Source organism: Frankia sp. R82 (genome assembly GCF_023716925.1).
Lineage (GTDB): Bacteria > Actinomycetota > Actinomycetes > Frankiales > Frankiaceae > Frankia.
Map to the genome: position 1 here is coordinate 1 of NZ_JAMQQG010000339.1, position 11,626 is coordinate 11,626.

Here is an 11,626-nt window from a genome sequence, read left to right on the forward strand (position 1 = left end):
GGTCGACGGTGTTGCGCCGTCCACCGGTGTAAAGGAGCTTCACGAGTTGCTGGTCGAGGCTCGCGCCGCCGCTTCGACGCGGGCATGCCGGGGCGGGACCGCCAGCCGCAGCACATCGGCGAGCGTCCCCCCGTAACGGTCGGCGACCGCACGCGCCAGCCGGCTGATGGCCGGGGACAGCACCGGTTCCGCCGACACCGACCGCTCCAGCCGGGCCAGCCGCCCGTCGTGCTCCGAGGTCGCCACCCGCTCCAGCACGAACCCGTCGACCAGACGACCTCCGAAGCGAACCCGCACCCGCGACCCGGGCACAGCCGTGTCCGCCAACTCCGCCGGCACCAGATAGTCGAACAGTCGGTCAAGATGGGTCAGGGGAATATCGAGCGCCACCCGGGCCACCGGCAGCACCTCGGCCGGTGGCGACACCGCACCCGCCACTCGACGACGTCCGTCCCCGAGCGCCGGAGCACCCTTCGACGCCGCAGCGCTCTTCGACGCCGCAGCGCTCTTCGACGCCGCAGCACCCTTCGACGCCGCAGGCGCCCTGGACGTTCGCCCGCCCGACCTGAGATGACTGGTGGCCCCACCGACACCATTGGCAGCACTGGCACCGCGCCCAGAGCTCGCCCGGCCCGCCCCTGGGCCGAGGCCAGGAAGCGTGCCGGACGGTTCGGTCATGGGGGCATTCCTACCAGGCCCCTACGACAGAACCCGCCGTCCTCGCTCACCAGCCCCGCCGCCGGCCACCAGTACCCGGAGTGTCGTGTCGGTCGTACACCTGGTGATGTCGGGAAGACACCTGACGCTGGCGGGAAAGCCGTACGAGGTTCCTCGAGGTTCGTGCCGTGATCTGACGGTCCGGCAGGGCTCGGATGTCACCGGATGTCACCGGCGAACGCCCGGGGCCATGCCGGTACCTCCCAGCTGCCCTCGACGAGGGCTTGATCGCATCTTGCCGAGGCTTGGAGAAGACGTGGGGCCCTGAATCCTTCACTAAGCCTCGGCAGGATTGGCGGTGGCTGGGGTTCCTCGGTGATGTGGTCGCCTGACGTGATCCTTCGCGTCAGCCCCGACGAACCGCGGGACGGACCCGGCGGGACGGAACGGCGGGATGGAACCGGGTAGACGGAGCGGCCGAGGCCGGCCGGTACAAGGGCCGAGGCCGGGCCGATGCCGCCACGGGGGGGCGGATCAACCCGGCCTCGGAACCGGACACAGGTCAGCTGGTGCGCCACGGGCCGGCGAGCCACGGGCCGGCACCTCACGAGCTGACGAGTGAGAAGCAGCTAGTCGACAGTTGCCTGCGGAAGCGGACTGCCTGCGGAAGCGGACTGCCTGCGGAAGCGGACGAAGAGCTCAGCCCTTGACGGCGCGCTGCAGCGCCTCGGCGCGCGAGGTCGACTCCCAGGTGAAGTCGAGCTCGGGACGGCCGAAGTGACCGTAGGCGGCGGTCTGGGCGTAGATCGGGCGCAGCAGGTCCAGGTCACGGATGATCGCGGCCGGACGCAGGTCGAAGACCTGGGTGACAGCGTCCTGGATCTGCTCGGTGGGGACGGTGCCGGTGCCGAAGGTCTCGACGAACAGGCCGACGGGGTGGGCCTTGCCGATGGCGTAGGCGACCTGCACCTCGCAGGCCGTCGCGAGGCCGGCGGCGACGACGTTCTTGGCGACCCAGCGCATCGCGTAGGCGGCGGAGCGGTCGACCTTGGACGGGTCCTTGCCGGAGAAGGCGCCGCCACCGTGGCGGGCGTAGCCGCCGTAGGTGTCAACGATGATCTTGCGGCCGGTCAGGCCCGCGTCGCCCATCGGGCCACCGATCTCGAACCGGCCGGTCGGGTTGACCAGCAGGCGACGACCCTCGGTGGCGATGTCGAGCAGGGCGAGCTCGGGCTCGACCACGTACTCGGCGATGTCGGGGGCGAGCAGGGTGTCGAGGTCGATGTCGGCCGCGTGCTGGGTGGACACGACGACCGTGTCGAGCCGGACGGGCTTGCCGTCGACGTACTCGATGGTGACCTGGGTCTTGCCGTCGGGCCGCAGGTAGCCGACCTGACCGTCCTTGCGCACGGCGGACAGCCGACGGGCCAGGCGGTGGGCCAGCGCGATCGGCAACGGCAGCAGCTCGGGGGTCTGGTCGCAGGCGAAGCCGAACATCAGGCCCTGGTCACCGGCGCCCTGCTTGTCCAGCTCGTCCTCGTTGGAGCCCTCGACCCGGGACTCGTGCGCGGTGTCGACGCCCTGCGCGATGTCAGCGGACTGCGCACCGATCGACACGCTCACGCCACAGGAGGCGCCGTCGAAGCCCTTCTTCGAGGAGTCGTAGCCGATCTCGAGGATGCGCTCGCGCACCACGGCGGCGATGTCGACGTAGGTCTTGGTGGTGACCTCGCCGGCAACGTGCACCTGGCCGGTGGTGATGAGGGTCTCCACCGCGACCCGGCTCTTCGGATCGTCCTTGATCATCGAATCGAGAATCGAGTCGCTGATCTGGTCGGCAATCTTGTCCGGATGTCCCTCGGTGACGGACTCGGATGTGAACAGGCGCGTCGCCACTGGTCCTACCCCCTGGAAGGTTGATTCCGACGAAGCTTACCGAGGACCACGCACCTGCACCTGCACCGGCTCGAGGGCGAGTTCAGCGACCAGATCGAGGATCCGGTGCGCGACCAGGTCCTTGCTCATAAGCTCGATCGTCGTCTCCTGGCCGTGTGGGCCGAGCACGACGGCGGCATTCTCCGCGACCTCGAAGCCGCGACCGCCGCCCACCTGGTTCACCACGAGCAGGTCCACCGGCTTGCGGGCGTGTTTCGCCCGGGCGAGCTCGAGCACCCCGGCACCCGGCCCACCGGTCTCGGCGGCGAAACCGACCAGCAGCTGACCCGGCCGGCGGTTCGCCAGCAACTCGGACAGCACGTCGGGGTTTCGGGTGAGCGCCAGTGTGTCAGGCGCGGTGGAATCCTTCTTGATTTTGTGTGCCGACGGGTCGGCGGGACGGAAGTCCGCGACGGCGGCGGCCATCACCACAAGGTCGGCGGACGGTGCCACCTCGTGCACGCGGGCCCGCAGATCGGCGGCGGACACAACGCTGATGGTGCGGGCACCGGCGACAGCGGGCAGGGCGACATTGGCCGCCACCACGGTGACCGACGCCGCGCCGCGAGCCAGCGCCGCCCGGGCCACCGCATAACCCTGGCGACCGCTGGAGGCGTTGCCGAGGAAACGGACCGGGTCGACGTACTCCCGGGTGCCACCGGCAGTGACCAGCACATGCCGCCCGGCCAGGTCAGGACGAACCGCGGCGGCCCCGCGGGCGAGCACCGACATCCCCAGCGCCGCGATCTCGGCGGGTTCGGGCAGGCGACCGGGGCCGGAGTCGGCTCCGGTCAGGCGGCCGACCGCCGGGTCGAGCACGATCGCGCCACGCGAGCGCAGGGTGGCGACGTTGGCCTGGGTGGCCGGGTGCAGCCACATCTCGGTGTGCATCGCCGGAGCGAACACCACCGGGCAGGTGGCGGTGAGCAGGGTGCCGGTGAGCAGGTCGTCGGCCCGTCCGGCGACCGCCCGGGCGAGCAGATCCGCGGTGGCCGGCGCGACGAGGACCAGGTCGGCGGTGCGACCGATGCGCACGTGGGCGACCTCGTCCGCGTCCTCCCAGACACCGGTGGTGACCGGATTGCCCGACAGCGCCGCCCAGGTCGTCTCCCCGACGAACCGCAGCGCGGCCGCGGTCGGCACGACGCGCACCTCATGGCCGGACTCGGTGAACCGGCGAAGCACCTCGACCGCCTTGTAGGCGGCGATCCCGCCAGCGACGCCGAGCACGACCCTGCTCACGGTCGGTGACTCAGGCGATCGGAGGGAGGGTGTCGGCCACGGTCTCGTGGGTGAGCAGGCCGGCGTTGATCTCGCGCAGCGCGATCGACAGCGGCTTCTCCTGGGCGTTGGTCGTCTCGACCAGCGGGCCGACGTACTCCAGCAGGCCCTCGCCGAGCTGGGAGTAGTAGGCGTTGATCTGACGGGCCCGCTTGGCCGCGTAGATGACCAGGCTGTACTTCGAGTCGGTTGCCTCGAGCAGCTCGTCGATGGGGGGGTTGGTGATGCCTTCGGGGTGGGCGACGGTACCGGCCACGGTGTCCTTCCTGAGTGCGGCGCAGCTCAACCAGACACGGCTGGGCTAGTCGATCATCAATGCTACCAAGCGGCTGGCCGCGACCTGCACATTGTCGTTGACGATGACGTGGTCGAACTCGGTCTCGGCCGCGAGCTCGATGCGGGCCCGGTCCAGCCGGCGCGCGATGACCTCGGGCGCCTCGGTGCCGCGGGTGGTCAGCCGCCGCACCAGTTCGTCGAACGTGGGCGGGGCGAGAAAGACGAAGCGGGCGTCGGGCATCGCCGAGCGGACCTGCCGGGCACCGAGTAGCTCGATCTCCAACAGGCAGGGGATGCCCGCCGCCAGCCGTTCGGCCAGTGGTCGCCGGGGTGTGCCATAGGCATGCCCGGCGAACATGGCGTGCTCGACGAACTCACCGGTCTTGACCATGCGCGCGAACTCCTCGGCGTCGACGAAGTGGTACTCGACACCGTCGGTCTCCCCCGGACGGGGTGCCCGGGTGGTGGTACTGACCGACACCCAGACCTCAGGGTGATGCGCGCGCACGGCCGCCACGACCGTTCCTTTCCCGACTCCGGACGGCCCGGAGAGCACTGTGAGACCCACGAGTCTCACCCTAGGCCGCCGTGGCCGGGCGGCGCTCACGACCGGTCGTCCGCCCGCGGAGTACCCACGGGACGGTCGGATCAGGGACAAGCTTCTACCGAGCATTCGGATCGGGGGGCGGGATGAATTCCGCCCCCCGATCCGAACGGAAGGTTCCACGACTTCATCGGAAGAACGGACGTGACACCGCTCACCTAATGACGCCGCGACCCGCCCGGCCATCCTCCGGCTGTCAGAGTGGATTTCCACTCCGCCCGGATCAGGCCGTTCCGAACTCCTCGAGGAGCGCGGCGCGCTGCTTCGCGCCGAGCCCTCTCAGCCGGCGGGTCGGGCTGATGCCAAGGCGTTCCCGGATCTTCTGGGCGCGCACGCGCCCAACTCCGGGAAGCGACTCGAGAACAGCCGAAACCTTCATCTTGCCGACGACCTCATCGGCTTCCGCCTGTTCCAGGACGGCAGCCAGAGTCGTCTCTGCCTTCTTCAGTCGGTCCTTGAGTTCTGCGCGCTGCTTACGAGCCAGCGCGGCTTTCTCAAGGGCGGCGGCCCGCTGCTCGGGCGTTAGGGGCGGCAGGGGCACGGGTACGCCTCCTCAATTCGGTGATCGCGCCGCGCAAACTAGCGAGGAAGTGGTTCCTCAGTCCAGCCTTGGCCACAACACTCTGATGCGGACATATTGTCCGCACAAGAGAAGGCTTTGACGGGACGAAAGGGGTGGCCCGCTCGTGCCGCGCCCTTTCGGTCTACGACGTCCCCACCGTACCGCTTCATACCGCACTGGGACGAACACACCCTGCCCTGACCTCGGCCATCACCCGCCGACAGCCGCCCTACCTGCGGAAATACTGTCAGCGACGGCCCTCGCGGCTTCGCCCAGATCGGTGGCTCGGGTGATCGGACGGCCCACCACGACCAGGTCGGCGCCCGCCTCGACGGCCTCCCGAGGCGTCGAGGTCCGGGCCTGATCGGCCGCCTCAACACCCGGCGGACGCACTCCAGGGGTGATGAGAGTCACATCGCCACCCAGCTCCGAACGGACCATTCGGACTTCCTGCGGGCTGCACACCAGGGTGCGCGCCCCGGCCTCGACCGCGAGGACCGCCAACCGCCGCACCGCGTCCTCGGGCGGCCCCGCGAGGCCGGTCGCGGCCAGCGCCGCCGCATCCAGGGATGTGAGTACGGTCACAACCGCAACATCCACGTCGGGGGCTGCGGCGATGGCCGCGCGTACCATCGCCGACCCGCCCGCCGCATGGACGGTGACGAAGCGAGGAAGCAACGTGGCGACCGACCGCATGCCACCGGCGACAGTTGCCGGAATGTCATGCAGCTTCAGATCAAGGAAAAGCTCCGGCGCACTGGCACTGCCGGGCGCGGCAGCCAGCAGTCCCCGCTCACGTAGGGCGGCGATCATCGCCGGGCCCTCCCGGTAGAACAGCTCCAGACCGATCTTGAGTACCGCCGCGGACGGTCCGACCGCCGCCGCCCAGCGCAGCGCCGTGGCCCCGTCCGGCGCGTCCAGCGCGACCGCCAGCGGCGCGCGCCCGACCGGTGGGAGGTAGCGCCCTGTCACCCCACCCTTGCCCGGCCCGGGCTGAGCCGAGCCGACCCGCACCGACCCGGTGTTCCCCGGTTCGGCGCTCACCGGCCCGACCGCGTGGCGGCCTGCTCGTCGGCGTGCTGATCGTCGGCGTGCTGATCGTCGGACGTGGCCTCGGTGAGGCCAGGCCCGGCAGCCGTCGATGCGGGCGGTCGCGCGGGCCCGGTGACGCGGGCGCCCGGCGATCCGTCGCCCCAGGCCTCGCGCAGAACCGCGTGGTACTCCTGCAGCGGGCGGACGCCGAGTTCGCCCCGGACCAGCGACTCGATGCCCTGCACGCAGGCGGCGGCGCCCTGGATGGTGGTGACGCACGGGACGCCGGCGCTCACACAGGCGGTACGGATCTCATAACCGTCCAGGCGCGGGCCCACCCCCCACGGGGTGTTGATGACCAGGTCGATCTGACCAGATGTGATCATCTCGACGCAGTCGAGCAGCCCCTCGCGCGGTGCGCGGTGCTTGCCGAGCACGACGGCCTTCACCCCGTTGCGGCGCAGCACCTCGGCGGTGCCCTCGGTGGCGTAGACGACGAAACCGAGGTCGGCCAGCCGCTTGATCGGGAAGATCATCGCCCGCTTGTCCCGGTTGGCCACCGAGACGAACACCCGGCCGTAGGTGGGCAGCGAGGCGTAGGCGGCGGCCTGCGACTTGGCGTAGGCGGTGCCGAAGCCGTCGTCGACGCCCATCACTTCGCCGGTGGACTTCATCTCCGGGCCGAGCACCGTGTCGACCCCGCGTCCGCCGGCGTCGCGGAACCGGCCGAAGGGCAGCACGGCTTCCTTGACCGAGATATGCGAGTCCAGCGGCAGGCTCGCGCCGTCCCCGGTGCTCGGCAGCAGCCCCTCCGCGCGCAGCTCGTCGACGGTCGCGCCGAGCATCACCCGCGCCGCGGCCTTGGCCAGCGGCACCGCCGTCGCCTTGGAGACGAACGGCACCGTCCGCGACGCCCGCGGGTTGGCCTCGAGCACGTAGAGCACGTCGGACTGCAGCGCGTACTGGACGTTGAGCAGCCCCCGCACCCCGGTGCCGCGCGCGATCGCCTCGGTGGACGTGCGGATCCGCTCGAGGTCCGCACGACCCAGCGTGATCGGCGGCAGGACGCAGGCCGAGTCGCCGGAGTGCACCCCGGCCTCCTCGATGTGTTCCATCACGCCGGCGAGGTACAGCGTCTCGCCGTCGAAGAGCGCGTCGACATCGATCTCGACCGCGTCGTCGAGGAACCGGTCGACGAGCACCGGATGCTCCGGGGAGATCGCCGTGGCCCGCTCGATGTAGTCACGCAGCATCGTGTCGTCGTAGACGATCTCCATGCCCCGTCCACCGAGGACGTAGGACGGGCGGACCAGCACCGGGAAGCCGATCCGTTCGGCGACGGCACGGGCCTCGGGGAAGGAGGTGGCCACCCCGTGCGGCGGCGAGGGCAGGCCCGCGGCGGCGAGCACCCGGCCGAACAGGCCGCGGTCCTCGGCCAGGTGGATCGCCTTCGGCGAGGTGCCGACGATCGGTACCCCGGCCTGTGCGAGCGCCGCGGCGATGCCCAGCGGGGTCTGGCCACCGAGCTGCACGATCACCCCGGCCAGCGGACCGGCCTGCTGTTCGGCGTACACGACCTCGAGGACGTCCTCGACGGTGAGCGGTTCGACGTAGAGCCGGTCGGCGGTGTCGTAGTCGGTGGACACCGTCTCCGGGTTGCAGTTGACCATGACGGTCTCGTAGCCCGCGTCGGACAGGGCCATCACGGCGTGACAACAGGCGTAGTCGAACTCGATGCCCTGGCCGATCCGGTTCGGGCCGCTGCCCAGCACGATCACCCGGGGCCGACCGCTCGGGACGACCTCGCTCTCCTCGTCGTAGGCGGAGTAGTGGTACGGCGTCTCGGAGGCGAACTCGGCCGCGCAGGTGTCCACGGTCTTGAACACCGGACGGATCCCCGCCCGGTGCCGGAAGGCCCGCACGACGTCCTCCTTGGTGTCCAGCAGCGCGGCGAGCTGGGCGTCGGAGAAGCCGGCCCGCTTGGCCCGGCGGATGCCGTCGGGGTCGCGGGTCACGGACGCGGCGATCTCGTTGAGAAACACCAGCTGGTCGACAAACCACGGGTCGATGCTGGTGGCGGCGAACACCTCCGCCGGCGTCGCGCCGGCGAGCAGGGCCTGCTGGACGACCCGCAGCCGGCCGTCGTGCGGGGTGCTGGCGGCCGCGAGCAGATCGGCGGCGCTTTCGGTGGGTGGCTCGAACGTGAACACGCTGCCGGCGGACTCCATCGAGCGCAGCGCCTTCTGCAGGGCCTCGGCGAAGCTGCGGCCCACGCCCATCGCCTCACCGACGGACTTCATCGTCGTGGTGAGCATCGGGTCGGCGCCGGGGAACTTCTCGAACGCGAACCGCGGCACCTTGACCACCACGTAGTCCAGAGTCGGCTCGAAGGCCGCCGGAGTGGTGCGGGTGATGTCGTTGGGGATCTCGTCCAGGGTGTAGCCGAGCGCCAGCTTCGCCGAGATCTTGGCGATCGGGAAGCCGGTGGCCTTCGACGCCAGCGCCGACGAGCGCGAGACCCGCGGGTTCATCTCGATGACGATCTGCCGGCCGGTCGCCGGGTCCACGGCGAACTGGATGTTGCAGCCACCCGCGTCGACACCGACGGCGCGCATCACCGCGATCGACATGTCCCGCATCCGCTGGTATTCGCGGTCGGTCAGGGTCATCGCCGGGGCGACGGTGATCGAGTCGCCGGTGTGCACCCCCATCGGGTCCACGTTCTCGATCGAGCAGACGACGACCACGTTGTCGGCGCGGTCGCGCATGAGCTCGAGCTCGTACTCCTTCCAGCCGAGCACCGACTCCTCGACGAGCACCTCGGTGGACGGGCTGGCCGCCAGGCCGTCGGCGGACATCCGGGCGAGTTCGGCGGCGTCGTGGGCGAACCCGCTGCCGGCGCCACCGAGGGTGAAGCTCGGGCGCACGACCACCGGGTAGCTGAACTCCTCACCCGCGGCCAGGCACTCCTCGACGGTGTGGCAGACGGCGCTGCGGGCGGACTCGCCCCCGACGGCCGCCACGATGTCCTTGAACGCCTGGCGGTCCTCGCCAGAGCGGATCGCGTCGATGTTCGCGCCGATCAGACGCACACCGAAGCGCTCGAGCACGCCGGAGTCGTGCAGGGCGACCGCGGTGTTCAGTGCCGTCTGACCACCCATCGTGGCCAGGATGGCGTCCGGCCGCTCCCGGTCGATGATCTTGGTGACGATGTCCGGGGTGATCGGCTCGACGTAGGTGGCGTCGGCGATCTCCGGATCGGTCATGATCGTGGCTGGGTTGCTGTTGACCAGAATGACCCGCAGGCCCTCGGCCCGCAGCACCCGGCAGGCCTGGGTGCCCGAGTAGTCGAACTCGCAGGCCTGCCCGATGACGATCGGCCCCGAGCCGATCACCAGGACGCTGCTGAGGTCCTCGCGCCGCGGCATCAGGCCGACCCGCCCGGGCTCGCCGCGGCGGCGCGGGCCGTGCGGGTGGTCGCCATCAGGTCGCGGAACTTCTCGAACAGGCCGGCCGCGTCATGCGGCCCGGGCGCTGCCTCCGGGTGGAACTGCACGCTGAAGGCCGGCACGTCCAGACACTCCAATCCCTCGACGACGTCGTCGTTGAGCCCGATGTGGCTGGCCACCACCCGGCCGTACGGGGTGTCGGTGGCGCCGGTCAACGGTGCACGCACGGCGAACCCGTGGTTCTGGCTGGTCACCGCGATGCGTCCGGTGGCCACGTCACCCACCGGCTGGTTCACCCCGCGATGGCCGTAGGTCAGCTTGTAGGTTTCGAAGCCCAGGGCCCGGGCCAGCACCTGATGGCCGAAGCAGATGCCGAACACCGGCACGCCCGCGGCCAGCACCGTGCGCAGCGCGGCGACGGCGTAGTCGGCCGTGGCCGGGTCGCCGGGTCCGTTGGACAGGAACACCCCGTCCGGCGCCAGCGCCAGCAGCTGCTCACCGGTGGTTCGGGCCGGCACGACGTGCACGTCGCAGCCGAGCGCGGCCAGGGCCCGCGGGGTGGCCCGCTTGATGCCCAGGTCCAGCGCGGCGACGGTGAAACTCGCCGGCTCGTCCCCGGCCGCCGCCACCAGGTAGGGCTCCCGGGTGGACACCAGCGGCGCGAGGTCGGCGCCGACCATCTTCGGCGCGCGGCGGACCCGGGCCAGCAGCCCGGCCTGCGGGTCGCCGTCCGGTCGGACGCCGACACCAGCATCCGGAGTGTTCAGGACGCTGGAGATCCCGCAGCGCATCGCGCCGCGTTCGCGCAGGTGCCGGGTGAGCGCGCGGGTATCGATGCCGCTGATGCCGACCACGCCAGCCGCGGCCAGCTCGTCGTCGAGGCTGCCGCGCGAGCGCCAGTTCGACGGGCGCCGGGCCGGATCGCGTACCACGAACCCGGCGACCTGGATCCGGTCGGACTCGTAGTCGTCGTCGTTGACGCCGGTGTTGCCGATGTGTGGTGCGGTCATGATGACGATCTGTCCGTGGAAGGACGGATCGCTGAGCGTCTCCTGGTAGCCGGTCATCCCGGTGGAGAACACGGCCTCGCCGAACGCCTCGCCGATCGCGCCGTACGCCTCGCCGGTGAAGACCCGCCCGTCCTCCAACATGAGCACGGCCCGCGCCGGACGGCGGTACTGCACCGAACGGCCCTGCTGGCCCAGACCGTCCTGCTGGCCCAGACCGCTCTGCTGGCCCAGACCGTCCTGCTGGCCCAGACCGTCCTGCTCGTCCGCACGGTCGGGCATGCTGTCCGCACTCGGGGCGGCCGCGCCACCGGCGCTCGGGGTAGCGGTGCTCAACGATCCTCCTTCAGCCTGCGGACCTCGCCCAACGGCGAGGTCAACGGATCGACGATCGGGAACTGACCGGAATCGGCGGGCCCGGGTTCGGGTGCGGGCGCGGCGCCGGAAGCGTCCGCCCGCCACCGTGTCGCGCTGCGCGGATCCGCCGGCCAGGCACCGGTGGGAGGCCCGGCCTGGGGTGCCGGCGGCGCGGGCACGGCGCGGGCGGGATCCGGATAGCCGGGCGCCGGGCGCCGCGACGGCTGGTAGCCGTGGTCGTGGTCGGCGTGTTCCACCCGGCCGGGACGCGGCGGGTGATCGGGGTGATCGCCACGCCGGTCCCGGACGCCGACGGGCCGGGGGGCGTCCGAGTACCCGGCCGCCGCGCGCGGGGGGACGGACCGCGGGGGTGTTGTGGGGGGCCCCATTGGCGTGATCGTAGGTGCCCCGCCTGTCGGGCCGCGCGGCCAGACCCCACGGGAGTGGGAAGCGTGATCGGACTCGA

General features: G+C 71.2%; 9 protein-coding genes and 1 pseudogene. All 10 read right to left on the reverse strand.

Annotation, left to right across the window (positions count from 1 at the left end):
* Positions 1 to 63: 63 nt before the first annotated feature.
* Positions 64 to 678, reverse strand: a pseudogene (locus ND747_RS27715) (primosomal protein N'); the annotation flags it as partial.
* Between the two features lie 678 nt (positions 679 to 1,356).
* The gene (gene metK / locus ND747_RS27720; protein ID WP_251737210.1) at positions 1,357 to 2,553 is read right to left on the reverse strand and encodes a methionine adenosyltransferase; all 1,197 of its coding nucleotides are present in this window, start codon (positions 2,551 to 2,553) and stop codon (positions 1,357 to 1,359) included.
* Between the two features lie 36 nt (positions 2,554 to 2,589).
* Entirely contained in the window at positions 2,590 to 3,834 is a 1,245-nt protein-coding gene (gene coaBC, locus ND747_RS27725) for a bifunctional phosphopantothenoylcysteine decarboxylase/phosphopantothenate--cysteine ligase CoaBC (RefSeq protein ID WP_251737211.1), read from the reverse strand.
* A 10-nt stretch (positions 3,835 to 3,844) separates the two neighbouring features.
* Positions 3,845 to 4,129, reverse strand: coding sequence for a DNA-directed RNA polymerase subunit omega (gene rpoZ, locus ND747_RS27730; RefSeq protein ID WP_163547909.1), 285 nt, complete (start codon positions 4,127 to 4,129; stop codon positions 3,845 to 3,847).
* Positions 4,130 to 4,174: 45 nt separating this feature from the next.
* On the reverse strand, positions 4,175 to 4,717 hold the full coding sequence (gmk, locus tag ND747_RS27735) for a guanylate kinase (RefSeq protein WP_251737212.1): 543 nt from the start codon (positions 4,715 to 4,717) through the stop codon (positions 4,175 to 4,177).
* Positions 4,718 to 4,976: 259 nt separating this feature from the next.
* Entirely contained in the window at positions 4,977 to 5,294 is a 318-nt protein-coding gene (mihF, locus tag ND747_RS27740; protein WP_163547901.1) for an integration host factor, actinobacterial type, read from the reverse strand.
* Between the two features lie 231 nt (positions 5,295 to 5,525).
* A complete protein-coding gene (gene pyrF / locus ND747_RS27745; protein ID WP_251737215.1) occupies positions 5,526 to 6,287 on the reverse strand; it encodes an orotidine-5'-phosphate decarboxylase in 762 nt (253 codons plus the stop codon).
* A 68-nt stretch (positions 6,288 to 6,355) separates the two neighbouring features.
* On the reverse strand, positions 6,356 to 9,775 hold the full coding sequence (gene carB / locus ND747_RS27750; protein ID WP_251737213.1) for a carbamoyl-phosphate synthase large subunit: 3,420 nt from the start codon (positions 9,773 to 9,775) through the stop codon (positions 6,356 to 6,358).
* The gene (gene carA / locus ND747_RS27755; RefSeq protein ID WP_251737216.1) at positions 9,775 to 10,947 is read right to left on the reverse strand and encodes a glutamine-hydrolyzing carbamoyl-phosphate synthase small subunit; all 1,173 of its coding nucleotides are present in this window, start codon (positions 10,945 to 10,947) and stop codon (positions 9,775 to 9,777) included. The genes carB and carA overlap by 1 nt, the downstream gene beginning before the upstream one ends.
* Before the next feature lie 188 nt (positions 10,948 to 11,135).
* On the reverse strand, positions 11,136 to 11,549 hold the full coding sequence (locus ND747_RS27760) for a hypothetical protein (RefSeq protein ID WP_251737214.1): 414 nt from the start codon (positions 11,547 to 11,549) through the stop codon (positions 11,136 to 11,138).
* Between the last annotated feature and the right edge of the window lie 77 nt (positions 11,550 to 11,626).